At 72.1% G+C, this 25,009-nt stretch carries 22 protein-coding genes and 1 tRNA gene; 18 read left to right on the plus strand and 5 right to left on the minus strand.

Annotated elements, in window-relative coordinates; translation table 11 throughout:
- The first annotated feature begins 143 nt into the window (after positions 1-143).
- Entirely contained in the window at positions 144-3,017 is a 2,874-nt protein-coding gene (locus tag E6R62_RS12995) for a penicillin acylase family protein (RefSeq protein ID WP_136213540.1), read from the plus strand.
- 3 nt (positions 3,018-3,020) lie between these two features.
- Here the strand turns inward: E6R62_RS12995 and E6R62_RS13000 are convergent, their stop codons facing one another.
- On the minus strand, positions 3,021-3,653 hold the full coding sequence (locus tag E6R62_RS13000) for a 5-formyltetrahydrofolate cyclo-ligase (protein WP_136213541.1): 633 nt from the start codon (positions 3,651-3,653) through the stop codon (positions 3,021-3,023).
- 95 nt (positions 3,654-3,748) lie between these two features.
- Between E6R62_RS13000 and galU the strand changes: the two genes are divergently transcribed.
- From galU to E6R62_RS13035, 7 genes are all read left to right on the plus strand, one after another.
- Positions 3,749-4,651, plus strand: coding sequence for a UTP--glucose-1-phosphate uridylyltransferase GalU (gene galU / locus E6R62_RS13005; protein ID WP_136213542.1), 903 nt, complete (start codon positions 3,749-3,751; stop codon positions 4,649-4,651).
- Positions 4,652-4,655: 4 nt separating this feature from the next.
- Positions 4,656-5,993 carry a gephyrin-like molybdotransferase Glp gene (gene glp / locus E6R62_RS13010; protein ID WP_240801642.1) on the plus strand — a complete coding sequence of 446 codons (1,338 nt, stop codon included), beginning with the start codon at positions 4,656-4,658 and terminating at the stop codon, positions 5,991-5,993.
- 74 nt (positions 5,994-6,067) lie between these two features.
- Positions 6,068-6,580, plus strand: a complete 513-nt coding sequence (moaC, locus tag E6R62_RS13015; RefSeq protein ID WP_136213543.1) for a cyclic pyranopterin monophosphate synthase MoaC — start codon at positions 6,068-6,070, stop codon at positions 6,578-6,580.
- A 101-nt stretch (positions 6,581-6,681) separates the two neighbouring features.
- On the plus strand, positions 6,682-7,188 hold the full coding sequence (locus E6R62_RS13020; protein ID WP_136213659.1) for a molybdenum cofactor biosynthesis protein B: 507 nt from the start codon (positions 6,682-6,684) through the stop codon (positions 7,186-7,188).
- A gap of 17 nt (positions 7,189-7,205) precedes the next feature.
- Positions 7,206-7,895: a GNAT family N-acetyltransferase gene (locus E6R62_RS13025; RefSeq protein ID WP_136213544.1), complete on the plus strand. Its 690-nt coding sequence runs from the start codon at positions 7,206-7,208 to the stop codon at positions 7,893-7,895.
- Positions 7,896-8,045: 150 nt separating this feature from the next.
- Entirely contained in the window at positions 8,046-9,080 is a 1,035-nt protein-coding gene (gene glpR / locus E6R62_RS13030; protein WP_136213545.1) for a gephyrin-like molybdotransferase receptor GlpR, read from the plus strand.
- Between the two features lie 77 nt (positions 9,081-9,157).
- A tRNA-Ala gene (locus tag E6R62_RS13035) sits at positions 9,158-9,231 on the plus strand.
- A 145-nt stretch (positions 9,232-9,376) separates the two neighbouring features.
- On the opposite strand, the gene E6R62_RS13040 is transcribed toward E6R62_RS13035, so the two are convergent.
- Positions 9,377-9,868: a GNAT family N-acetyltransferase gene (locus E6R62_RS13040; protein ID WP_206308715.1), complete on the minus strand. Its 492-nt coding sequence runs from the start codon at positions 9,866-9,868 to the stop codon at positions 9,377-9,379.
- A gap of 38 nt (positions 9,869-9,906) precedes the next feature.
- On the opposite strand from E6R62_RS13040, the gene E6R62_RS13045 reads away from it, so the two are divergent.
- The gene (locus tag E6R62_RS13045; protein WP_136213546.1) at positions 9,907-10,710 is read left to right on the plus strand and encodes an exodeoxyribonuclease III; all 804 of its coding nucleotides are present in this window, start codon (positions 9,907-9,909) and stop codon (positions 10,708-10,710) included.
- Here E6R62_RS13045 and E6R62_RS13050 read toward each other — a convergent pair.
- Complete coding sequence (locus E6R62_RS13050; RefSeq protein ID WP_136213547.1) at positions 10,692-11,366, minus strand: MerR family transcriptional regulator; 675 nt, start codon at positions 11,364-11,366, stop codon at positions 10,692-10,694. The genes E6R62_RS13045 and E6R62_RS13050 overlap by 19 nt on opposite strands.
- Positions 11,367-11,527: 161 nt before the next feature.
- Between E6R62_RS13050 and E6R62_RS13055 the strand changes: the two genes are divergently transcribed.
- From E6R62_RS13055 to E6R62_RS13070, 4 genes are all read left to right on the plus strand, one after another.
- Positions 11,528-13,129, plus strand: coding sequence for an NAD(P)/FAD-dependent oxidoreductase (locus E6R62_RS13055; RefSeq protein ID WP_136213661.1), 1,602 nt, complete (start codon positions 11,528-11,530; stop codon positions 13,127-13,129).
- Positions 13,126-14,082 (plus strand): alpha/beta fold hydrolase, encoded by a 957-nt coding sequence (locus E6R62_RS13060; RefSeq protein WP_136213548.1) that lies wholly within the window; start codon positions 13,126-13,128, stop codon positions 14,080-14,082. Before E6R62_RS13055 ends, E6R62_RS13060 begins: the two co-directional genes overlap by 4 nt.
- Positions 14,079-14,972 carry an SDR family oxidoreductase gene (locus tag E6R62_RS13065; protein WP_136213549.1) on the plus strand — a complete coding sequence of 298 codons (894 nt, stop codon included), beginning with the start codon at positions 14,079-14,081 and terminating at the stop codon, positions 14,970-14,972. Before E6R62_RS13060 ends, E6R62_RS13065 begins: the two co-directional genes overlap by 4 nt.
- A gap of 76 nt (positions 14,973-15,048) precedes the next feature.
- Positions 15,049-15,267: a hypothetical protein gene (locus tag E6R62_RS13070; protein ID WP_136213550.1), complete on the plus strand. Its 219-nt coding sequence runs from the start codon at positions 15,049-15,051 to the stop codon at positions 15,265-15,267.
- A 113-nt stretch (positions 15,268-15,380) separates the two neighbouring features.
- Here the strand turns inward: E6R62_RS13070 and E6R62_RS13075 are convergent, their stop codons facing one another.
- Entirely contained in the window at positions 15,381-18,671 is a 3,291-nt protein-coding gene (locus tag E6R62_RS13075) for a S41 family peptidase (RefSeq protein WP_136213551.1), read from the minus strand.
- A gap of 152 nt (positions 18,672-18,823) precedes the next feature.
- On the opposite strand from E6R62_RS13075, the gene E6R62_RS13080 reads away from it, so the two are divergent.
- Entirely contained in the window at positions 18,824-19,414 is a 591-nt protein-coding gene (locus E6R62_RS13080; protein WP_136213552.1) for a TetR/AcrR family transcriptional regulator, read from the plus strand.
- A gap of 138 nt (positions 19,415-19,552) precedes the next feature.
- The gene (locus tag E6R62_RS13085) at positions 19,553-21,742 is read left to right on the plus strand and encodes an MMPL family transporter (protein WP_136213553.1); all 2,190 of its coding nucleotides are present in this window, start codon (positions 19,553-19,555) and stop codon (positions 21,740-21,742) included.
- A 54-nt stretch (positions 21,743-21,796) separates the two neighbouring features.
- Here E6R62_RS13085 and E6R62_RS13090 read toward each other — a convergent pair whose 3' ends face one another.
- Positions 21,797-22,183, minus strand: a complete 387-nt coding sequence (locus E6R62_RS13090) for an SsgA family sporulation/cell division regulator (RefSeq protein ID WP_136213554.1) — start codon at positions 22,181-22,183, stop codon at positions 21,797-21,799.
- 181 nt (positions 22,184-22,364) lie between these two features.
- On the opposite strand from E6R62_RS13090, the gene E6R62_RS13095 reads away from it, so the two are divergent.
- The 3 genes from E6R62_RS13095 to E6R62_RS13105 are packed head-to-tail and all read left to right on the plus strand — an operon-like array spanning position 22,365 to position 24,986.
- Positions 22,365-23,459, plus strand: a complete 1,095-nt coding sequence (locus E6R62_RS13095; RefSeq protein WP_136213555.1) for an energy-coupling factor ABC transporter permease — start codon at positions 22,365-22,367, stop codon at positions 23,457-23,459.
- 1 nt (position 23,460) lies between these two features.
- Positions 23,461-24,222, plus strand: coding sequence for a cobalt ECF transporter T component CbiQ (cbiQ, locus tag E6R62_RS13100; protein WP_136213556.1), 762 nt, complete (start codon positions 23,461-23,463; stop codon positions 24,220-24,222).
- Entirely contained in the window at positions 24,210-24,986 is a 777-nt protein-coding gene (locus tag E6R62_RS13105) for an energy-coupling factor ABC transporter ATP-binding protein (RefSeq protein WP_136213557.1), read from the plus strand. Before cbiQ ends, E6R62_RS13105 begins: the two co-directional genes overlap by 13 nt.
- Positions 24,987-25,009: the final 23 nt, after the last annotated feature.

The following is a 25,009-nucleotide window of genomic DNA, read 5'->3' on the forward strand; positions in this document are numbered from 1 at the left end:
GTCTTTACTCGACAACCACATTGTGAAACGCCGGTCCGGCCCTGTCCTTCGGACCTCGACCCCTGGCGGATCACCGGGGGTGGTCCTGCGCCTATGGTTGCTTCCAGCAATCCCAGGACCACCCTGCCCCTCTAAGGACAGCGATGCCCGCCAACTCATCCGGCCCTTCCGTCAAGAAGAAGGGACGACGCGCACGTCTGATCGTGCTCGTCATGGTCCTGGCGCTCTTGGCGGGACTCGGCTACGGGGCGTACTGGAGCGTCGACGGCGTCCGTGCCTCCCATCCCCAGACCACCGGCTCCCTCAAGCTGCCCGGCCTGACCGGGACCGTCGACGTCAAACGCGACGAGCACGGAATTCCGCAGCTCTACGCCGACAACGACGAGGACCTCTTCCGCGCGCAGGGCTTCGTCCACGCGCAGGACCGCTTCTGGGAGATGGACGTCCGCCGCCACATGACCTCCGGGCGGCTCTCCGAGATGTTCGGTTCCGGCCAGGTCGAGACCGACGCCTTCCTGCGCACGCTGGGCTGGCGCCAGGTCGCGCAGGCCGAGTACGACACCAAGCTCTCACCCGAGACCAAGAAGTACCTCCAGGCGTACGCCGACGGGGTCAACGCCTACCTGAAGGGGAAGTCCGGCAAGGACCTCTCCGTGGAGCACGCGGCCCTCAAGCTGACCGGCGACTACACGCCGGAGCCGTGGACGCCGGTGGACTCGGTGGCCTGGCTCAAGGCGATGGCCTGGGACCTGCGCGGCAACATGCAGGACGAGATCGACCGTTCGCTCATGGCCGGCAAGCTCTCGCCGCAGCAGATCGAGGACCTCTACCCGCCGTACCCCTTCGACCGGAACAAGCCGATCGTCGAGGGCGGCTCCGTCTCCGGCGGCAAGTACGCGCCCCAGGGCACGGCGTCCGCGGGCTCCACGGGCGCGGGCACGACGGGCACCGGCACGAGCGGCACGGGCACGAGCGGCACGGGCTCCACCGGTACGACCGGCACCGGCTCGCAGGCCACCCCGAACGGCGGTATCACCACGGGCCTCGCCGACAACGCCTCCGCCCAGGGCGCGAGCGTCGGCCTGCGCACCCAGTTGTCCTCCCTCGCCAAGACCCTGGACGAGATCCCGGCGATCCTCGGCCCCAACGGCAGCGGCATCGGCTCCAACTCCTGGGTCGTGGCGGGCAAGTACACGACCACCGGCAAGCCGCTGCTCGCGAACGACCCGCACCTCTCGCCCCAGCTGCCCTCCGTCTGGTACCAGATGGGCCTGCACTGCCGCGCCGCCTCACCGCGCTGCCAGTACGACGTGGCCGGTTTCACCTTCTCCGGCATGCCGGGCGTGGTCATCGGCCACAACGCCGACATCGCGTGGGGCATGACCAACCTCGGCGCCGACGTCACCGACCTCTACCTGGAGCAGATCAAGCCCGACGGCTACGTCTACGACAACAAGGTGGTCCCCTTCACGACCCGTGAGGAGGAGATCAAGGTCGCCGGCGGCAAGAGCAAGCGGATCACGGTGCGCACCACCAACAACGGCCCGCTGATCTCCGACCGCAGCGACGAGCTCGCCACCGTCGGCTCCCGAGCCCCGGTCTCCGGCTCCGCCCCCGACCGCGGCGACGGCTACGGCGTGGCCCTGCGCTGGACGGCGCTGGACCCTGGCAAGTCGATGGACGCGGTCTTCAAGCTGGACCGGGCCAAGGACTTCGCCGGCTTCCGCGCCGCCGCGCGCGACTTCGAGGTGCCGTCCCAGAACCTGATCTACGCCGACAACAAGGGCCTCAACGGCAACATCGGCTACCAGGCTCCGGGCCGCATCCCGATCCGCGGCGCAGGCGACGGCCGCATGCCGGCGCCCGGCTGGGACCCGAAGTACGCCTGGAAGGGCGGCAAGGACGGCGCGACCGGCTACGTCCCGCAGGACGAGATGCCGTACGACCTCAACCCCACGCGGGGCTACATCGTGACGGCCAACCAGGCCGTCACCGAGAGCGGGACGGGCGCGGGCAAGTACCCGTACGTGCTGACCACCGACTGGGGCTACGGCGCCCGCAGCCAGCGGATAAACGACCTCATCGAGGCGAAGACCAAGGACAACGGCAAGATCTCCACCGATGACATGCGCACCATGCAGATGGACAACAGCAGCGAGATCGCCGCGCTGCTGACCCCGATGCTGACCAAGATCCCGGTCTCGGACCCGGACGTGCGCTCGGCGCAGAAGCTGCTGGACGACTGGAACTACACCCAGGAGCCCGACTCGGCGGCCGCCGCCTACTTCAACGCGGTGTGGCGCAACATCCTCAAGCGGGCCTTCGGCGACAAGATGCCGAAGGAACTGCGCGTCACGAACAGCTGCATGAACGTCCAGGACAGCGGCAACGGGCCCGCCGACGACCTCGCCGACGTCGTCCGCGAGTGCGGTACCCGAGGCTCGGACTCGGCGCAGCCGGACGGCGGCGACCGCTGGTTCGAGGTGGTCCGCCGGCTGGTCAAGGACGAGAAGTCGCCGTGGTGGAAGTCGCCCGGCACCGTGCGGGAGAAGCCGACCACGACCCGCGACGAGCTGTTCGCCCGGGCCATGAAGGACGCCCGCTGGGAGCTGACCGCCAAGCTCGGCAAGGACCAGTCCACCTGGAGCTGGGGCCGACTGCACCAGTTGACGCTCAGGAACCAGACGATCGGCACCGAGGGCCCCGGCTTCATGCGGTGGCTGCTGAACCGCGGTCCGTGGAACCTGGGCGGCGGCGAGGCCACGGTCAACGCCACCGGCTGGAACGCCTCCAGCGGCTACGGGGTCACCTGGGTGCCCTCCATGCGGATGGTCGTCAACCTCAACGACCTCGACAAGTCCCGCTGGATCAACCTGACCGGCGCCTCGGGTCACGCGTACAGCGCCCACTACACGGACCAGACCACGCTGTGGGCCAAGGGCGAACTGCTGGACTGGCCGTTCGGGAAGGAAGCCGTGGACAAGGCCACGGTCGACACCCTGACGCTCAAGCCGTAGGGCTCAGAAGCGGACCACCCCGGACGGGGTGGCCACCGCCCTGACGGGGTGGTCGTGCGGTTCCTCCGGGACCCGCGCGACCACCTCTTCGTCGTAGAGGAGCACCACCAGCGCGGGATGTGCCCCGGCGCGTTCCAACCGCTCCAACACCCTGTCGTACGAACCCCCGCCGCGGCCCAGCCGCATGCCGCGCGCGTCGACCGCCAGGCCGGGCAGCAGGACGGCGTCCGCCCCGGTCACCGCGTCCGCGCCGAGGGGCCGCCCGGAGGGTTCGAGCAGCGTCATCTTCCCCGCGTGCCCGGTCTCGGTGAGGCTTTCCGGGCCCTCGTACACCGCCCAGTCGAGGTCGTTGTCGGGCAGGAGCAGCGGCAGCAGCACCCGCTTCCCCGCGGCCCGCAGCGCGTCGAGCAGTTCGCGGGTGCCCGGCTCGGTGCCGACGGAGACGTACGCCGCGACCGTCGCCGCTCCGGCCAGTTCGGGCAGTGCCAGGGCGGAGCGGGAGAGCGCGCGGGCCGCCGTACGACGTGATCGGGGGGACCGGGCCCGGCGGGCGGCGAGCAGCTCGCGGCGCAAGGCCGCCTTCTCGGCCACGCGGGCCGCCCGCTCGCCGGACGGGTCCGACTGGTTGCCTACCACAGTTGAATCAGATTTCCTTCCGAATCGGCACAGACCGGGAGCTTCGCCCCGGAATCTGACCTGGCGTTTGCCCGTAACCCACTATCGTTCTGCGCATGAATCAGTTGCACCCCGTGATCAAGAAGGCCGTCATCCCGGCCGCGGGCCTCGGCACTCGCTTCCTCCCGGCGACCAAGGCGACCCCGAAGGAAATGCTTCCGGTCGTGGACAAGCCCGCCATCCAATACGTGGTCGAAGAGGCCGTGTCGGCGGGACTCGACGACGTACTCATGATCACAGGACGTAACAAGCGCGCGCTCGAAGACCACTTCGACCGCAACTACGAGCTGGAGTCCGCGCTCATCGCCAAGGGCGACGACGACCGGCTCAAGAAGGTCCAGGAATCCAGCGACCTGGCCACCATGCACTACGTCCGCCAGGGCGACCCGCGCGGCCTCGGCCACGCCGTGCTGTGCGCCGAGCCGCACGTCGGCGACGAGCCCTTCGCCGTCCTGCTCGGCGACGACCTCATCGACCCCCGCGACCCCCTGCTGCGCCAGATGGTCGACGTCCACGGCCGCAGCGGCGGCACCGTCATCGCCCTGATGGAGGTCGACCCGGCGAACGTGCACCTCTACGGCTGCGCCGCCGTCGAGGCCACCGACGACCCGGACGTCGTGCGGATCACCGGACTCGTGGAGAAGCCCGAGCCCGCGGACGCCCCCAGCAACTACGCGGTCATCGGACGCTATGTCCTCGACCCCGCGATCTTCGGCATACTGCGGGAGACCGAGCCGGGCCGCGGCAACGAGATCCAGCTGACCGACGCCCTGCAGAAGCTTGCCGCCGACGAGAGCGTGGGCGGACCGGTGCACGGCGTGGTCTTCCGGGGCCGCCGCTACGACACCGGGGACCGCGGCGACTACCTGCGGGCCATCGTCCGACTCGCGTGTGAGCGGGAGGACCTGGGCCCCGAGTTCCGTACCTGGCTTCACCGTTACGTCACGGAGGAGATGTAGGACCTTGAGCAGTCCCGACGCACCGCAGGAAACCGGCACGCACCGCCTGTGGTCGGTGGACGAGCACCTCGCGGACGTCCTCGCCGCCGTCCGACCGCTGGAGCCCATCGAACTCCAGTTGCTCGACGCCCAGGGCTGTGTCCTGGTCGAGGACGTCACCGTGCCCGTCGCCCTGCCCCCCTTCGACAACAGCTCCATGGACGGTTACGCCGTCCGCGTGGCCGACGTCCAGGGGGCGAGCGAGGAGTTCCCCGCGGTGCTGACGGTGATCGGGGACGTGGCGGCGGGCAGCGGTGAGCTGCCCACCGTCGGGCCCGGCCAGGCCGCCCGCATCATGACCGGCGCGCCGCTGCCGCCCGGAGCGGAGGCCGTCGTACCGGTCGAGTGGACCGACGGCGGCGCGGGAGGCGGCGCGGCTTCGGGGATGACCCCGGCCAGCGCCGCGCCCGAGGGCGCGGGCGGCGAGGTGCGGGTGCACCGGGCCGCCGACGCCCGGGCGCACGTCCGCTCGCGCGGCAGCGACGTACAGGCCGGTGACCTGGCGCTGGCCACCGGCACGGTGCTCGGCCCGCCCCAGATCGCGCTGCTCGCCGCCATCGGGCGGGGCAGCGTACGGGTCCGGCCGCGACCTCGGGTGGTCGTCATGTCCACCGGCAGCGAACTCGTCCAGCCGGGCGAGTCGCTGACCGCCGGCTCGATCTACGACTCCAACAGCTTCGCGCTGGCGGCGGCCGCGCGGGACGCCGGGGCCATCGCGTACCGGGTCGGCGCCGTCGCCGACGACGCCGAGACGCTGCGCGCCACCATCGAGGACCAGCTGGTCCGGGCCGATCTGCTGGTCACCACGGGCGGGGTCAGCGTCGGCGCGTACGACGTCGTCAAGGAGGCGCTGACCTCGGTCGCCACCGGCTCCGAGGAGATCGACGGCGGGGGGATCGACTTCCGCAAGCTGGCCATGCAACCGGGCAAGCCGCAGGGCTTCGGCACCATCGGCCCCGATCACACCCCGCTGCTGGCCCTGCCCGGCAACCCCGTGTCGTCCTACGTCTCCTTCGAGCTGTTCGTCCGCCCCGCGATCCGCGCGCTGATGGGCCTGCCCGACGTCAGTCGTCCGGCCGTACGGGCCGTGCTCAAGGCCGACCGGGCGATCGGCTCCCCGGCCGGCCGCCGCCAGTTCCTGCGCGGCGCGTACGACGCGGAGAGCGGGACGGTCAGCCCGGTCGGCGGATCGGGGTCCCACCTGATCGCCGCCCTCGCGCACGCCGACTCGCTGATGGTCGTACCGGAGGACGTCACGACCCTGGAGCCGGGGGCCGAGCTGGAAGTGATCCTGCTCGGCTGAGGACCGTCCGGTGCGGGTAGCGTGTTGCACCACACAGGCCCTTGCGGGGCCCGGAGCGGGAGCGGCACGAACCTATGGCAGCGTTTTCCCGGGGGGAGCCCCCCCGACCCCCTCAGCACGGCAGGCTGACGCACATCGACGAGGCCGGGGCGGCCCGGATGGTCGACGTCTCGGCGAAGGACGTCACCACCCGGACGGCCCGCGCGAGCGGGCGCGTCCTCGTCTCGCCCCGGGTGATCGAGCTGCTGCGGGGCGAGGGCGTGCCCAAGGGCGACGCCCTCGCCACCGCGCGGATCGCCGGGATCATGGGGGCGAAGAAGACCCCCGACCTGATCCCGCTCTGCCACCCGCTGGCCGTCTCCGGGGTGAAGGTCGACCTGTCGGTCGCCGACGACGCCGTCGAGATCCTGGCCACCGTCAAGACGACCGACCGCACCGGCGTGGAGATGGAGGCGCTGACCGCGGTCGCCGTCGCCGGGCTCACCGTCATCGACATGGTCAAGGCCGTCGACAAGGGCGCGGTCATCACCGACGTCCGGGTGGAGGAGAAGACCGGCGGCAAGTCCGGCGACTGGAGCCGCGCGTGAACCCCCCGCGCGGCGGTGAGGCCTTCAGCCACAGCCACGTCCCGCCGGTGGCGGGCGAGGCGTGGGCGGCCGAGCCGGACGCGGCGCGGAAGCCGGTACGCATCCCGCGCGCCCTGGTGGTCACCGCGTCGAACCGCGCCTCGGCGGGCGTGTACGCGGACAAGGGCGGCCCGTTGCTGGCGGAGGGCCTCGGCCGGATGGGCTTCGCCGTGGACGGGCCGCGCGTCGTGCCGGACGGCGAACCCGTCGAAGAGGCGCTGCGCGAGGGCGTCGCCGCCGGGTACGACGTGATCCTGACCACCGGCGGCACCGGCATCTCGCCGACCGACCGCACCCCCGACGTCACCGCCCGGGTACTGGACTACGAGGTGCCCGGCATCCCGCAGGCCATCCGCGCCGAGGGCCTGGCCAAGGTGCCGACGGCCGCGCTGTCCCGGGGCCTGGCGGGCGTGGCGGGCCACACCCTGATCGTGAACCTGCCCGGTTCCACGGGCGGGGTGCGCGACGGCCTCGCGGTGCTGGAGCGCATCCTGGCGCACGCCGTCGACCAGATCCGGGGCGGCGACCACCCCGCGCCCCCCCGCAGACCCTCCGGGAGCGCGAGCTGAACGGCCCCTCCTGGCCCGTGGTGCTGACGGACGGTGATGTCACGCTCCGGCCGATAAAGCTGCGCGACCAGCGCGCCTGGCGTGAGGTCAACCGCCGCAACCGCGACTGGCTGCGGCCGTGGGAGGCGACGATCCCGCCGCCCGCGCCGTGGGGGCCGGTGGTACACCGGCCGACGTACCGTCAGATGGTGCGTCACCTGAGGGCGGAGGCGAACGCGGGGCGGATGTTGCCGTTCGTCATCGAGTACCGGGGGCGGCTGGTCGGCCAGTTGACGGTCGCCGGGATCACCTGGGGGTCGATGTGCGCGGGGCACGTGGGCTACTGGGTGGACCGCGACGTCGCGGGGCGCGGGGTGATGCCGACGGCCGTGGCGCTCGCCGTGGACCACTGTTTCGCGAAGGTCGGGCTGCACCGGATCGAGGTGTGCATCCGGCCGGAGAACGGCCCGAGCCGGCGGGTGGTGGAGAAGCTCGGCTTCCGCGAGGAGGGGCTGCGACCGCGCTACCTCCACATCGACGGGGCCTGGCGGGACCACCTCGTCTTCGCGCTCACGGCCGAGGAAGTGCCGGAGGGGTTGCTGCGCCGCTGGCACCGCACCGTGACGGCGCGACGCGGGGAAAGACCTCCGGGCGGCGCGGGACCCACGGGCACCGCCGGGCCTTCGGGTCCCACGGGCTCTCAGGGTCCCCGGGGGCTCTCGAAATAGCGAAATCGCAAAAGCGTTCGAATTCTTGGCCGATTCGCCCATAACCTGATCCGAAGAATCACAAAAAAAGTCCGTGATATCAGCGAGATCGTGCGACACGCCGGCTCAATTGGCCGATCCCCGCGGCCGCATCCCTCTACGGTGTGGGGTGTGAGCAGCAGCGGCCTCATCTACGCAGTCATTGTCGGGGCCTGGGCCGCCTACTTGGTGCCCATGTGGCTCCGGAGGCAGGACGAGCTGAACGAGGCCCGTCCGACGGAACGCTTCTCCACTGCCATCCGGCTGCTTTCCGGCCGGGCGGGAATGGAGCGCCGTTACGCCAAGGGACTGCGTGAGCGCGGTGCCGAAGAGGTGGAAGCCCAACCCCACGCGGACCCGGACGCGGCGACGGAAACGGTGAATTCCGTGGACGCCGACGCCCGGGCTTTCGTCGTGCCCCCGACCAGGGCGGAACCGAGGTCGGCCGGCGCGCAGCGCGCGGAGCGGGCCCGGCGCGAGCAGCGTCTCCAGGTCCTCGCCCGCCGCCGGCGCACCACCGCGCTGCTCTTCCTGATCTTCACGCTGGGCGCGGTCGTCGCCGCCGTCGGCGGTCTGCGCTTCCTGTGGGCGCCGGCCGTCCCCGCGCTGCTGCTGAGCGCGTACATCGTGCACCTGCGGGTCCAGGAGCGCCGCCGCTACGAGTTCACCATGGACCGCCGGCGCGCCGAGGCGGCCGCCCGGCGGCTGCGCGAGCACCACTCGCGCCGCCGGGAGTCCGAGGCCCAGGCCGGCGTCGAACCGGACCCCGCGCCGCCGGTGTCCCCGCAGGAGGCCGGGCGGCGAGCGGTGGTGGAACAGACCGACCACGCCGAGTGGGTGGACCAGCAGCGCGAGCGCGAGCGGGGTCCCGCGCGCGGCGACAGCTGGGAGCCCGTCCCGGTGCCGCTGCCGACCTATGTCACGGCCCCGGTCGCCCCCCGGGCCACCGGCCCGGCGGCCCCCGACGCCTGGAGCGCGACCCGCTCCAGCACCGCGGAACCGACGGAACCCCGCCTGCGCGCCCAGCCGGGCCCCCCGAAGGCCGCGGCGGCCGAGCAGAAGCCCCCGACCCCGTCCGCCCCGCGCCCCCGCGGCCGCGAGCGCGGCCGTACCCCGCTCTTCGACCAGTACGAGGGCGAGTCCCGCCCGCGCGCCGCGAACGAGTGATCGATGACCTGCGCTGACGCTCCGGTAACCGGTTTTGGAGCACCAGCGCGGGGATGCTAATGTTTCACACGTCGCAAGGGCCTGTGGCGCAGTCTGGTAGCGCACCTCGTTCGCATCGAGGGGGTCTGGGGTTCAAATCCCCACAGGTCCACAAACGACAGTTCGCGGGTAGCTCCCGGGGACGTCAAAGATCCCGTCCGGTCGCAAGACCGGGCGGGATCTTCTGCGTTGTGGGCCGGATGGTTCCCCGGCCGCCCACGACCCGGGCGCCGCGGGCCGTCGGGCGGTGCCCGCCGTCACGGGGTCAGGGGCTTGGCCATGCAGACGCTGGCCTCGTACGCGCGGTAGTAGCCGAACTTGGCGCAGTCCGAGTCGGAGGAGCGGTAGAGGGCTATCGCCTCCGGCTGGCGGTCGCCCGTCTCCAGGACCATGCGCAGGCGTCCCGCCGCGCGGGCGTCGGCTTCGAGGACGGAGAGGATGCGGCGAGCCAGGCCCAGGCCGCGGGCCTCGGGTACGACGTACATGCGCTTGAGTTCCGCGTCGCCGTCGAGGTAGCCCTCCGGGCTCTCGTCCCGGGCGCGCCAGCCGCCGCTCGCGACCGGGGCCTCCCATGTGTCGTACGCCACGTAGTACAGGCCGTTCGGCGGGGCGAACATCAACGGGTCGAGGAAGGTGGCATCGCCCTCGCCCTCGTATCGGGCCTGGTATTCGAGCTGGACCTGGTCGTTGAGCTTGACCGCGTCCGGGTGGTCGTACGGCACGGCGCGGAGGGTTATCCCGTGAGACATCGGAACATCGTACGGAACGCTCCCGCTATCGTGCGGGGATGCTCACCGTGACCACCGTGAATGTGAATGGGATCCGCGCCGCCGCGAAGAAGGGCTTCGTCGAATGGCTCGCCGGGTCCGACGCCGACGTCGTGTGCCTCCAGGAGGTACGGGCCGAGGAGGGGCAGATTCCGGTGGAGGCGCGGGAGCCTGAGGGGTGGCACACCGTGTTCGCCCCGGCCGCCGTCAAGGGACGGGCCGGGGTCGCGCTCTACACGCGCCGGGCGCCCGAGCGGGTGCGGATCGGCTTCGGGAGCGCGGAGTTCGACGCTTCCGGCCGGTACGTCGAGGTGGACCTGCCCGGCGTGACCGTGGCGAGCCTGTACCTGCCGTCCGGCGAGGCGGGGACCGCGAAGCAGGACGAGAAGTACCGGTTCATGGAGGAGTTCATCGCCCACCTCGCCGAGCTCAGGGTGCGGGCCGCCGCCGACGGGCGCGAGGTCGTGGTCTGCGGTGACTGGAACATCTGCCACCGGGAAGCCGACCTCAAGAACTGGAAGACCAACCGCAAGAACGCCGGGTTCCTCCCCGAGGAACGGGAGTGGCTCGGCAGGGTGTACGACGAGGCCGGGTACGTCGACGTGGTGCGGGTGCTGCACCCGGACACCGACGGGCCGTACTCCTGGTGGTCCTACCGGGGCCGGGCCTTCGACAACGACGCCGGCTGGCGCATCGACCTCCAGGTCGCCACCCCGAAGCTCGCGGAACGGGCCGTCAAGGCGTGGGTGGAGCGCGCCGAGACGCACCCCGAGCGGTGGTCCGACCACGCCCCGGTGACGGTCGTCTACGAGCTGGGCTCCTGACCCCTGTCGTAGGCCTGTCGGCGGTCCATCGCCATGGTGAGCTCCGCCTCGACCACGCTCTTCGCGAGCGGACGCAGCCGGGGCAGCGCGTCCTGCGGCAGGTGCGCGGAGATCAGCTCCGTGAAGAGGGCCGCCATCGCGTCGGCGTGCTCGCGCACCCGGCGGCCCGTCTCCAGCACCGCCGCGAGCGGTACGCCCTCGCGGACCAGCGCGGAGGAGACCTCCAGCAGGCGGCGGCTGACGTGCACGATCTCGTCGCCGTCGACGGCGAGGTAGCCGAGGTCCAGGGAGGCCGCCAGGTTCTCGGGTGTCACCTCCCCCTCGAAGTAGTCGGCGAGCGCTTCGGGCGTCAGTCGTACCGGGGTCTCCTCGGACGAGCCGATGCCGAGCAGCTCACCGAGTTGGCCGACGTCGCGGCCGTTCTCGAAGGCGGCCGTCAGCTCGGCGATCCCGCCGAGGGTGTGGCCGCGTTCCAGGAGGGCGGCGATGGTGCGCAGCCGGGCGAGGTGGTGCTCGTCGTACCAGGCGATCCGGCCCTGTCGGCGCGGTGGTGGCAGGAGCTTGCGCTCGCGGTAGAAGCGCAGGGTGCGGACCGGGATGCCGGCCGCCTCGGCCAGCTCCTCCGTACGGTATTCGTGTGTCTTTTCTTCCGCCACATGCGCAGCGTAGGGCGTACCCCCGGTAACTTTCCCGCCGCGACCCCTACCCATGGGTACGGCGCTGCTCTACGCTCCCGATTGTGCCAGTGATTGCTGGCAGGGTTCGTTGACGGTGCGGCTGGGACAGTGGAAGCGGAAGGCGGGCGGGCATGGGCGGCATGGACGGGCGCGAACACGTACGGGTGGCGGTGATCGGCTCCGGGTTCGGCGGGCTGGGCGCGGCGGTGCGGCTGCGGCGCGAGGGGATCACCGACTTCGTCGTACTGGAACGGGCCGACTCGGTCGGCGGGACCTGGCGCGACAACAGCTATCCCGGGTGCGCGTGCGACGTCCCGTCGCACCTGTACTCGTTCTCCTTCGCACCCAACCCGGACTGGCCCCGGACCTTCTCCGGGCAGCCCGCGATCCGCGCGTACCTGGAACACGTCGCCGACACCTTCGGGCTGCGCCCGCACATCCGACTGCGGTCCGAGGTGCGGATGATGCGCTGGGACGCCGAGGAACTGCGCTGGGAGATCGAGACCTCCGTCGGCGAGCTGACCGCCGACGTGGTGGTGTCGGCGACCGGGCCGTTGTCGGACCCCAAGACACCGGAGATCCCGGGGCTGGCCGACTTCCCCGGCAAGGTCTTCCACTCGGCGCGCTGGGACCACGACTACGACCTGCGCGGCAAGCGCGTCGCGATGGTCGGCACCGGCGCCTCGGCCATCCAGATCGTCCCCGCCATCGCCCCCGAGGTGGAGCGCCTGACGCTGTTCCAGCGCACCCCGCCGTGGGTGATGCCCCGTACGGACCGGGCGATCTCCACCGCCGAGCGCTGGCTGCACCGGCAACTGCCCTTCACCCGGGCCGCGCGGCGCGGGCTGCTGTGGGGAATCCGGGAACTCCAGGTCAGCGCCTTCACGAAGCGGCCGAACCAGCTCGGGCTGATCGAGTCCCTGGCCAAGGCCAACATGGCGCGCTCGATCAAGGATCCCGGGCTGAGGGCCAAGCTGACCCCCTCCTACCGGATCGGGTGCAAGCGCATCCTGCTCTCCAGCGAGTACTACCCGGCGCTCGCCCGGCCGGACGTGGACGTGGTCGCCTCCGGGCTGACGGAGGTCCGCGGGCGCACGCTGATCGCGGCGGACGGGACCGAGACCGAGGTCGACGCGATCATCTTCGGCACCGGCTTCCACGTCACCGACATGCCGATCGCCGACCGGGTGGTGGGGGCGGACGGCGAGACGCTCGCGGACGCGTGGAAGGACGGGATGCGGGCCCTGCGCGGTGCGACGGCGGCCGGCTTCCCCAACTGGATGACGATCATCGGACCCAACACCGGGCTCGGCAACAGCTCGATGATCCTGATGATCGAGTCGCAGCTCAACTACATGGCGGACTACCTGCGCCAGTTGGACGTGCTGGGTGGGCGGGCCGCCCTCGCCGCCAGGCCCTCGGCGGTCAACGCCTGGAACCGGCACGTCCAGGACCGGATGAAGCGGACGGTCTGGAACACCGGCGGCTGCACCAGCTGGTACCTGGACGCCGACGGCCGCAACACGACCGTCTGGCCCGGCACCACGGGCGAGTTCCGGCGCGAGACGCGGTCGGTCGACCTCGCGGAGTACGAGGTCCTGCGCGTCCGGGAGCGGGAGCGCGTCACCGCCCGGGCGGCCGTTCCCGCGCCCACGGCGCCGGCCGTCGTTCCCGGCCCCGCCCCGGCCCCGGAGGGCGCCCCCGCCGCCCCCGCCGCCTCCGTCGAGGAGGGCGCGGCATGAGGCGCCCGGCGTACGTCACCTCCGGCCGGTACGCGCCCCCGGCCGCCCGGCGCGAGCTGGTCGCCGTCTCCGCCGACGGGGCCCGACTGCACGTCGAGGTCCACGGCGACGAGGACGCGCCGGCCGTGGTCCTGTCCCACGGCTGGACCTGCTCCACCGCGTTCTGGGCCGCCCAGATACGGGACTTGGCCCGCGACCACCGGGTCGTCGCCTACGACCAGCGCGGGCACGGACGCAGCCCCGCCGGACGCTGGTACACCACCGGCGCGCTCGCCGACGACCTCGTCGCGGTCCTGGAGGCCACCCTCGCCCCCGGCGAGCGGGCGGTCGTCGCCGGCCACTCCATGGGCGGCATGACGATCATGGCCGCGGCCGGGCGGCCCGGCTTCGCCGAGCACGTCGCCGCCGCCCTGCTGTGCAGCACCGGCAGCGCACGGTTGGTCGCGGAGGCGCTGGTCCTGCCGGTGCGCGCCGGGCGCGCGCGGACCCGTATCACCGGCGCGATCCTCGGATCACGCGCTCCCCTCGGGCCCGTCACGCCCCTGGGCAAACGGGTCCTGAAGTACGCCACCATGGGCCCCCGTGCCACGGCCGACCAGGTCGAGGCCTGCGCCCGCATCGTGCACGGCTGCCCCACCGGCGTCCGGTACGCCTGGTCGCAGGTGCTCGCCGGCCTGGACCTGGAGGCGAACCTGGCCGGGCTGACCGTGCCCACCGCCGTCATCGGCGGCACGGACGACCGCCTGACCCCGATCCCGCACGCCCGCGCCCTCGCCGAGGCGCTGCCGGACTGCGCCGGTCTCACCGAACTGCCCGGCGCGGGCCACATGACCCCGATCGAGGCGCCGGAAGCCGTCACCCGCGTGATACGCGAGCTGACCGCCCGGCTCCCCGCACCGCGACGACCCGACACCGCCCCGCTCGACACCACCCCGAAGGAGAAGACAGCGTGAGCGCTCGCAGGAGTCTGGAAGGCCAGGTCGCCGTCGTCACCGGCGCCGCCCGCGGGGTCGGCGAGCTGCTGGCCCGGAAGCTGTCCGCGCGCGGTGCCAAGGTCGCCCTGGTCGGGTTGGAGCCGGAGGCCCTGAAGGAGGTCTCCGAACGGCTGCACACCGACAGCGACCACTGGCACGCCGACGTCACCGACCACGAGGCCATGGCCCGCGTCGCGCGGGAGGTCAAGGAGCGCTTCGGCAAGGTGGACGTCGTCGTCGCCAACGCGGGTGTCGCCGCCGGCGGCCCGTTCGTCGACTCCGACCCGGACGCCTGGCGCCGGGTGATCGAGGTGAACCTGATCGGCGGCGCGGTGACCGCCCGCGCGTTCCTTCCCGTACTGACGGAGAGCCGCGGCTACTTCCTCCAGATCGCCTCCCTCGCGGCGATCACCCCGGCGCCGATGATGACGGCCTACTGCGCCTCCAAGTCCGGGGTGGAGGCCTTCGCGCACTGCCTGCGCGCCGAGGTCGGCTACAAGGGAGTCAAGGTGGGCGTCGGTTACCTCTCCTGGACCGACACCGACATGGTGCGCGGCGCCGACCGGGACGAGGTCATGCGGGAGTTGCGCGGGCGGCTGCCGTGGCCGGCCAACCGCACGTATCCGCTGGGGCCGGCCGTCGACCGGATCGTGGCCGGCATCGAGCGACGCTCGCCGCACGTATACGCGCAGTGGTGGCTGCGGGGCATGCAGGGCGTACGGGGTTACCTGCCGGCGGTCATAGCGGCCGGCGGGCAGCGCGAGATGCGGCGCTTCGAGCCGCGGCTGGCCGGTGTCCCCCGGGGCTTGGTCGGTGCCGGGGGCGCCGCCGACGAGCGGGAACGGACGGCGGGAACGCGGCGCGACTGATCGAAATGCGGCCGTTGTCCGCCCGTGCGAATGTGGTCGGTGCCCGACCACCGACACCCCTCACGGAGCGGACAGCATGGGTATCGAGGACCGGTTCCACGGCGAGGAGAGGCGGCGCGAGGAGCGGGAGGAGCCGCGCGGGCGGGGGGAGGCGCCGCACCCCGGACGCAAGGCCGGGGACCCGAACGCCCGGGACCGCGATCCCCAGGACCCGAACGCCCAGGGCCGGAACGCCCGGGGACGGGGCCGGGTGGACCGGGTCCGCGACGAGTTCGACGACCCCTGGGACGCCTAGGCCGTGTCCGGGCCCTGTCGTCCCCGAGCCCGGGGTGAGGCGCCCCGAGACGCGCCGAGGGGCGCGACCCGTCCGACGGGTCGCGCCCCTCCCGCATGCCCATGGCCGACCGGCTACGGCCTCGGCGGCAGCTTCGGGCGGCGCAGGTCCGGGACGTCCTCGTAGCCGGGCGGGACCGCCGCCGGGTCCTGTTCCAGCAGCTCCAGCGCCAGGTGGACGGCGTCGTCCAGCTGCGCGTACCGCCCCTCCGCCCAGTCGAGCGGAGTGCGCAGGACCGCCAGGTCCGGCTCCACGCCGTGGTTCTCCACGGACCAGCCGTACTCCGGGAACCAGGCCGCGTTCATCGGCACCGTGATGACCGTGCCGTCGCCCAGCGTGTGCCGGCCGGTCATCCCGACCACGCCGCCCCAGGTGCGCTGGCCGACGACGGGCCCCAGCCCCAGCAGTTTGATCGCCGCGGTGATCATGTCGCCGTCCGAGGAGGTCGCCTCGTCGGCCAGTGCCACGATCGGCCCCCGGGGCGCGTTGGAGGCGTAGGACACCGGTTGCGCGTTGCGGGTGAGGTCCCAGCCGAGGATCGAACGGGTCAGTTTCTCCACCACCAGCTCGCTGATGTGCCCGCCCGCGTTGCCGCGCACGTCCACGATCAGCGCCGGACGCGACATCTCCATCCGCAGGTCGCGGTTGAACTGGGCCCAGCCCGAGCCGCCCATGTCGGGGATGTGGAGGTAGCCGCACATACCGCCGCTGAGCTCCCGCACCACCGCCCGCCGCTTGGAGACCCAGTCCTGGTAGCGCAAGGGCCGTTCGTCGATCAGCGGGACGACCGCCACCCGCCGGGAGGGGCCGCCCTCGGCCGGCTCGAAGGTCAACTCCACCGTGGTGCCGCCCGCCGCCGACAGCAGGGGGTAGGGGCCCGCCACCGGGTCGACCGCGCGGCCGTCGACGTGGGTGAGGGCCGCGCCCTCGCGGATGCCCGTACCGGCGAGCGGGGAGCGGGCCTTGGAGTCCGAGGACTCGCCGGGCAGGATGCGCGAGACGGTCCAGGCGCCGTCGCGCGGGACGAGGTTCGCGCCGAGCAGGCCGATGGCCCGCTGGTAGTGCGGGGGGCCCTCGTTGCGGCGCGCGGGGGAGACGTAGGCGTGCGAGGTGCCGAGCTCGCCGAGCACCTCGCGCATCAGGTCGGCGAACTCGTCGGGGGAGGCGACCCGTTCGACCAGGGGGCGGTACTGGCGCAGCACCCCGTCCCAGTCGATGCCGCACATGTCCGGCTCCCAGAAGTAGGCGCGGATCAGCCGGCCCGCCTCCTCGAAGGCCTGGCGCCATTCGGCGGCCGGGTCGACCTCGTGCAGGATGCGCCGCAGGTCCAGGTAGACGGTGGAGTCGCTGTCGCCCGACTCGGTCGCCGGGACCGCGCGAAGGTCGCCGTCGTCGTTGACGACCAGCCGGGTGCCGTCCCCGCTGACCGCGAACCAGTCCAGTCCGGAGGCCAGTTCGGTCTTGCGCGCCTTGGTGATGTCGAAGTACTCCAGCGTCGGCTTGCCCGTCATGTCCGCCGGGTTGGCGAAGGTCTCGCCGAGCGCGCCCGAGATCGGCCAGCGCAGCCAGACCAGCCCGCCGCCGTGGACGGGGAAGAGGGCGGAGTACTTCGACGCCGAGACCGGGAAGGGCGTCACCCGGCTCTCCAGCCCCTCGACCTCCACCGTCACCGCGCCGTCGCCCTCGCCGGACTCGCCCTCCACCGGGTCCAGTCCGCCGGCGGCGGGCCTGCCGTCGGGGGTGAACGCGAAGGGCGAGGGGGTGGCCGAGGAGAGTGGCACCAGATACGGGCGGCAGCCCAGCGGGAAGGAGAGGTCGCCGGTGTGCACGTCGTACACGGGGTCGAAGCCGCGCCAGGAGAGGAAGGCGAGGTAGCGGCCGTCCCGGGTGAAGACGGGGTTCTCGTCCTCGAAGCGGCCGTTGGTGACGTCGACGATCGTGTGGGGGCCCGGGCCGGAGATCCGCGCCATCTTGATCTGGCGCAGCGAACGCCCGATGCCGGGGTGCGACCAGGTCAGCCAGCAGCCGTCGGGGGAGAACGCCAGGTCGTTGACGGGCCCGTTGTCGGACCGGACCAGTTCGGTGACCTCGCCGTCGGACTCCTCGGTGGCGTCGAGGAGGAGCAGCCGTCCGTCGTTGGAGGCGATGGCGAGCCGCTCGCCGTCCGGGTCGGACAGCAGTTCCAGGACGCGGCCGAGCTTCCCGGAGGCCAGCCGGCGCGGCCGGCGCGGCCCGGAGGCCCGGGGCAGGTAGGCGATCTCGACGGCGTCCTCGCCCTCGGCGTCGGTCACGTACGCGACCTGCCCGGCGCTGCCGAGCATCTCGGGCAGTCGCACGCGCACGCCCGGTGTGTCGGCGATGGTGCGGGCCGGGCCGTCGCGGTGGGTGAGCCAGTACAGGCTGCCCCGCACGACGACGGCGCTGGCCCGCCCGGTGGTGTCGACGGAGAGCGAGTCGACGTGGCTGGCGGCCGGGACCTGGTACGCGCGCCGGCCGGCGCGCGGGCCGCCGAGGCGGACGTCGAGCTTGCGCGGGGAGGCGTCGGCGGCCAGGGAGTCGACGAGCCAGAGGTCGCCCGCGCACTGGTAGACGACCCGGCTGCCGTCGCTGGAGGCGTGCCGGGCGTAGAACTCCTCGTGGTCGGTGTGGCGTCGCAGGTCGGTGCCGTCGGGCAGGCAGGAGTAGAGGTTGCCGATCCCCTCGTGGTCGGAGAGGAAGGCGATCCGGCCGTCCACGAACATGGGGGAGTCGAGGTGGCCCTCGATGTCCTCCAACAGGCGGGTGCCGTGCAGCCAGAGCCGACCGGTGGCGCCGCCCCGGTAGCGCTTCCAGGCGGCGGGCTCGTGCGGCGGCTTGCCGGTGAGCAGGAGGGTGCGCCGCTCGGGGGCGCCGTTCCCGTTCGGGACGTCCTGGACCGCGATGTCGGAGACCGGGCCCCAGGGGAGCCGGCCGCCGGGGCTGCCGTCGGTGGGCAGGCAGTAGGCCCAGGAGTAATAGGAGAAGGGCTGGCCGTGCGAGGAGACGGCCAGGATGTCGCTGCGGCCGTCCTTGTCCGGCGGGGTCCAGCCGCAGACACGGGTGTCGGTGGAGCCCCAGTAGCTCAGTCTGCGGGCGGGCCCGCCGTCCACGGGGGCGAGGTGGATCTCGGGGTCGAGGCTGCGCCAGGTGGTGAAGGCGATGTGGCGGCCGTCGGGGGAGAAGCGCGGGTGCCCGACCCGCGTCCGGTCCACGGTGATGCGCCAGGCCCGTCCGGCGTCCGCGCCGGGTGGGACGAGGGGCGCCACCCAGAGGTCGTCTTCGGTGGCGAAGCACAGGAGGTCGTCGTGCAGGTGCGGATATCGGAGGTACGCGCCGTCGTGACTCACCCCCCAATGCTTTCCGTGCGGAGGGGCCCTGGCAACTCGTACAGGTGATCCATGCCACGCCGCCGATCGAAACGGAACGGTTTCGTTTCGATGGCGGCCCGGGTATGGTCTGAGGAGTACGAAACCGTTTCGTTCGGATGGGAGGCCCGGAGATGATCGAAGAGGTCGCGTCGCGGCGCACCCGGATCAGCCCCGAACGGGAAGCCGAACTCCACGGGGCGGTCCTCGACCTCCTGCGCGAGGTCGGCTACGAGGCGCTGACCATGGACGCGGTCGCCGCCCGTACGAAGTCCAGCAAGGCGACCCTCTACCGCCAGTGGGGGAGCAAGCCGGAGCTGGTCGCGAAGGCCCTGCGGTGCACCCAGCCGGTCTCTCTCCGGGAGATCGACACCGGCAGCCTGCGCGGGGACTTCGCCCTCATGGTCGAGCACTCCGACGACGCGCAGATGGCCAAGGACACCGCCCTGATGCGGGGCCTGGCCCACGCCGTCCACGAGAGCCCGGAGCTCCACAAGGCGCTGCGGGACCTGTTGGTGGACCCCGAGATCAACGGCCTGCAGGTGATGCTGCGGCGCGCGGTGGACCGAGGGGAGATCGCACCGGACTGTCCGGCGCTCGATTTCGTACCGCACATGCTCATCGGGGCGTTCATCGCGCTCCCGCTGATCGAGGACCGCTCGGTGGACCGGGCCTTCCTCGGTTGCTTCATCGACGCCGTGGTGTTCCCCGCCCTCGGCGTCTGATCCCTCCCCCACCCTCCCCGGGGTGGGTCCGCTGCTCCTGACACGCCGCTCTCGTCGTCGGGCCGGCTCTCCATGCCCTCGGGGGGCGCCCCACGGCGCCCCCACCCACTCCACGACCCGAACGGGAGAACCACCGACGTGGCCACCTTCCTCTACCGACTCGGCAGGGGCGCCTTCCGGCGCCGCCGCTTCGTCGCCCTCGTCTGGGTGGCACTGCTGTTCGCCGCCGGCTTCGGCGCGGCGTCGGCGTCCGCCCCCACCTCAGGCTCGTTCTCCATACCCGGCACGGAGGCCCAGAAGGCCTTCGACCTGCTGGAGCAGCGCTTCCCGGGCATGACCGCCAACGGCGCGACCGCCCGCATCGTCATCAAGGCGCCGGACGGCGCCAAGGTCACCGACCCGGCCCCCAAGGCCCAGGTCGAGAAGATCGTCTCCGGCCTGAAGGGCGGCGCCGGCGCCGACCAGATCGCCTCGGTGGACGACCCGTTCCAGTCCAAGGCGATCAGCAAGGACTCCCGTACCGCCTACATCAGCGCCAAGTACAAGGTCAGCGGCATGGAGCTGACCGACGCCACCCGCGACTCGCTCAAGGAGTCCGGCCACGCCGCCCAGGCCGCCGGGCTGACCGTCGAGATCGGTGGCGACGCGCTGATGACGGCGCCCGAGACCGGCTCCGGCGAGGTCATCGGCATCCTGATCGCGGCCGTCGTGCTGGTGGTCACCTTCGGCTCGCTGGTCGCGGCCGGGCTGCCACTGCTGACCGCGCTGATCGGCGTGGGCATCGGTGTCTCCTCCATCACCGCACTCGCCAACGTGTTGGACCTCGGCTCCACCACCTCCACCCTCGCGATGATGATCGGCCTCGCCGTCGGCATCGACTACGCCCTCTTCATCGTCTCCCGCTACCGCGTGGAGCTCGCCGAGGGACGCGAGCGCGACGAGGCCGCGGGCCGGGCCGCCGGAACCGCCGGCTCCGCCGTGGTGTTCGCAGGTCTGACCGTGGTGATCGCCCTGGTGGGGCTGGCCGTCGTCAACATCCCGATGCTGACGAAGATGGGCTTCGCGGCCGCCGGCACCGTCGTCATCGCGGTGCTCGTCGCCCTGACCCTGGTCCCCGCCATCCTCGGCTTCGCGGGCAAGAAGGTCCTGCCGGCCGGCACCAAGAGCAGGCTGTTCGGCAAGGGCAAGCCGGCCGGCGCCGAGCCCAAGGCCAACGGCGGCACCCGCTGGGCCCGCTTCGTGCTGCGCCGCCCGGTCCTGGTGCTGCTGGCCGGTGTGATCGGCCTCGGCGCGATCGCGATCCCGGCGGGCAAGCTGGAGATGGGCCTGCCGGACGACGGCGCCCAGCCGGTCTCCACCACCCAGCGCCGCGCCTACGACCTGCTGTCCGACGGCTTCGGCCCGGGCTTCAACGGCCCGCTGATGGTGGTCGTGGACGGCGACAAGGCGCTCGCTGACAAGACGGTCGACCGGATCAAGGGTCTGGACGGCGTGGCCGTGGTCACTCCGCCGATGCCCAACAAGGCGGGCGACGCGGCGATCATCAACGTGATCCCCAAGGACCGCCCGTCCTCCACCGAGACCGAGAAGCTGGTCCACACCATCCGCGACGGCAGCGGGGACGACGTGCTCGTCACCGGCGCCACCGCGATGAACATCGACTTCTCGCAGAAGATGAACGACGCGCTGGTGCCCTACCTCGCGCTCGTCGTCGGTCTCGCCTTCCTGCTGCTGATGCTGGTGTTCCGCTCGATCCTCGTGCCGCTCAAGGCGGCCCTCGGGTTCCTGCTGTCGGTCGTCGCGGCCCTCGGTGCGGTCGTCGCGGTCTTCCAGTGGGGCTGGCTCGGTTCGCTCTTCGGGGTGGAGCAGACCGGTCCGATCATGTCGATGATGCCGATCTTCATGGTGGGCGTCGTCTTCGGCCTGGCGATGGACTACGAGGTCTTCCTGGTCACCCGGATGCGTGAGGCGTACGTGCACGGCGAGCGCCCGGGGCAGGCCGTCGTGACCGGCTTCCAGTACAGCGCGCGGGTGGTCGTGGCCGCCGCCGTCATCATGATCGCGGTGTTCTCGGGCTTCATCGGTGCCAGCGAGCAGATGGTGAAGATGATCGGCTTCGGTCTCGCCGTCGCGGTGTTCTTCGACGCCTTCGTGGTCCGCATGGCCATCGTCCCGGCGGTCTTGGCGCTGCTCGGGCACAAGGCCTGGTGGCTGCCGAAGTGGCTCGACCGGCTTCTGCCGAACGTCGACGTGGAGGGCGAGAGCCTGCGCAAGCACCTCGGGGAGTCCGGGGGTCCCGAGAAGGACCGGGAACTCGTCAACGCCTGACCCGGCTTTCCGCCACCCGGGTGAACGGCCGGCAGCCATGCGGGCCGACAGTGCCTAGCGCGCCGACGCGAACGTACGGCGCAGGAAGCGGCGCAGCGCGGCGCTGTCGAACTGGACGACGGCCACGCCCTCGGGCGCGTGGAACTCGACGATGACCTGCACCCGACCGCAGGGCCAGATGCGTACGTCGCCGGTCCCGCTCGGGGACAGCAGCCCCGCCTCCAGCAGGGCTCGCGGGAAGACCCACTCGTTGTCCGTGCCTTCGGGGGAGACCCCGGCGGGGAAGACGATCCGGACGGCGAGCGGCTCGTCGGGAGCGAAGCGCAGGGCGACCGGGACGGCGCGGTAGAGCGGATCGTCGGTGATGACGCGGGCACGGACCCGTTCCTCGACTGCGGTCGCGGTGACGGTCACGTGGGGATTCTCGGCGGTGGCTGACATCTCCACGACTCCTCCATATCGGGACATATGGGTCCGTATGCCACCCAGCCTCGCACATTCCCACGAAACCGCTCGCTCCTACTTGTGCGGTGAGCGCTCTTGCCAACGGTTTGCAACAAGGCACTATTCTTGAACGGTTAAAGAGTGTTGCGAGTCAACCGCAGGAAGCGGAGCGAAACCCATGCACGTGCCCGACGGCTTCATCGATGCCCCCGTCTCCGTCGCCGCAGGTGTCGCGGCCGCCGGAGCGGTGGCGATCAGCCTCCGCGGCGCCCGCCGGGAGCTCGCCGGCCACTCGGGGTCGGCGGGCTCCGCCGCGGAGCGGGCCGCGCCGCTCGCCGGACTGGTGGCGGCCTTCATCTTCGCGGTGCAGATGCTGAACTTCCCCGTCGCCGCCGGCACCAGCGGACACCTCCTCGGCGGCGCACTCGCCGCGATCCTCGTCGGCCCCTACACCGGCGTGCTGTGCGTGTCCGTGGTGCTGCTCATGCAGGGCGTGCTGTTCGCGGACGGCGGCCTGACCGCACTCGGCGTCAACATCATGAACATGGCCGTCGTCACCGTCGTCGTCGCCTACGCGGTGTTCCGCGTCCTGGTGAGGGTCCTGCCCAGGACGCGGCGCTCGGTCACCGTCGCGGCGTTCACCGGCGCCCTGCTGTCCGTGCCCGGCGCCGCCGTCATGTTCACCCTCCTGTACGCCCTCGGCGGCACCACCGACGTACCGCTCGCCAAGGTCTTCACCGCCATGGTCGGCGTGCACGTCCTGATCGGCGTCGGCGAGGCCGCCATCACGGCCGCGACGGTGGGCGCGGTGCTCGCCGTACGCCCCGACCTGGTCTACGGCGCGCGCGGCCTGAGCACCCCGCTCAAGCTGCGCGTCGGCGGCGAACTGGTCGACGCCCCCGCCGCCGCGACGCCCGCCGCCGGACGCCGCTCCACCAAGCCCGTGTGGATCACCGGCCTGGTCACCGCCCTCGTCCTCGCCGGCTTCGTCTCCTACTACGCCTCCGCCAGCCCGGACGGCCTGGAGAAGGTCGCCGCCGACAAGGGCATCGACCGCAAGGTGGAGCGGCACGCCGCCGCGAACTCCCCACTGGCCGACTACAGCGTCAAGGACGTCACCGACACCCGACTCTCCGGCGGTCTCGCGGGCGTCATCGGGGTCGGCGCGACCGTCGTCGTCGGCACCGGGATCTTCTGGACCGTGCGCCGCCGGCGCGCCGAGGACCTGACGGCCACCTCCACCACCGCCCCGACCGGCCCCGCGGCGAACTGACATGGGCGCCGGACACAGCCACACGCTCTACCGGCACGGCCAATCGGCCGTGCACGCGCTGCCGCCGCAGTGCAAGCTCGCCGCCGCCTTCGCCTTCGTGGTGGTCGTCGTCTCCACACCGCGCGAGGCCGTATGGGCGTTCGCGCTCTACGCCGCCCTCCTCGCCGCGGTCGCGGCGGCGGCCCGTGTCCCCGCCGGCTTCCTGCTGCGCCGGCTGCTGATCGAAGTGCCGTTCGTCGCCTTCGCGGTCCTCATGCCCTTCGTGGCCCAGGGCGAGCGGGTCGAGGTGCTCGGCATGTCGCTGAGCGTCTCGGGCCTGTGGGGTGCCTGGAACGTACTCGCCAAGGGCACCCTCGGCGTGGCCGCCTCCGTACTGCTCGCGTCGACGACCGAACTGCGTGCCCTGTTGCTCGGCATGCAGCGGCTGAAACTGCCGCCGCTGCTGGTCCAGATCGCCACCTTCATGATCCGGTACGGCGACGTGATCACCGGTGAGCTGCGGCGGATGTCCATCGCCCGCCGCTCGCGCGGCTTCGAGGCGCGCGGCGTCCGGCACTGGGGGGTGCTGGCGAAGACCGCCGGCTCGCTCTTCATCCGTTCCTACGAGCGCGGCGAGCGGGTCTACCTCGCGATGATCAGCCGTGGCTACACCGGCTCGATGCCGGTGATCGACGACATCACGGCCTCGCGCGCCCAGTGGGCGTACGCGGCCGTACTCCCGGTGACGGCGCTCGCCGTCTGTCTGATGGGATGGACGCTGTGACCACCGACGCACCCTCTCTGCACGTCTCCGGCCTCGCGTACGCCTACCCCGACGGGCACCAGGCCCTGTTCGGCGTCGACCTGACCGTCGGGCGCGGGGAACGGGTGGCACTGCTCGGCCCCAACGGTGCGGGCAAGACCACCCTCGTCCTCCACCTCAACGGCATCCTGGGCGGTGGTGTCGGCGCGGTGACGGTGGCGGGGCTGCCCGTGGAGAAGCGGAACCTCGCCGAGATCCGGCGGCGCGTCGGGATCGTCTTCCAGGACCCCGACGACCAGCTGTTCATGCCGACGGTGCGCGAGGACGTGGCCTTCGGCCCCGCGGCGGCCGGAATGCGGGGCGCGGAACTTGAGGCACGGGTGACGGAGGCGCTGGAGCAGGTCGGCATGGCCGCCTTCGCCGACCGGCCGCCACACCACCTGTCGTTCGGGCAGCGCCGCCGGGTGGCGGTGGCGACCGTGCTGGCGATGCGGCCGGAGATCCTCGTCCTGGACGAACCCTCCTCCAACCTCGACCCGGCCTCGCGCCGGGAGCTGGCGGACATCCTGCGCTCGCTGGACGTGACGGTGCTGATGGTGACCCACGACCTGCCGTACGCGCTGGAACTGTGCCCGCGCGCGGTGGTCCTCAGCGAGGGTGTCATCGCCGCCGACGGACGCACGCAGGACCTGCTGTGCGACGAGGAGCTGATGCGGGCCCACCGGCTGGAGCTGCCGTTCGGCTTCGACCCGCGGTCGGTGACGCTGCCGGCCGCCCTGGCATAAGTACCTTCGACCGATTGTTGGAC

The organism is Streptomyces sp. A1136, assembly GCF_004795055.1.
In the GTDB taxonomy this organism is placed as follows: domain Bacteria; phylum Actinomycetota; class Actinomycetes; order Streptomycetales; family Streptomycetaceae; genus Streptomyces.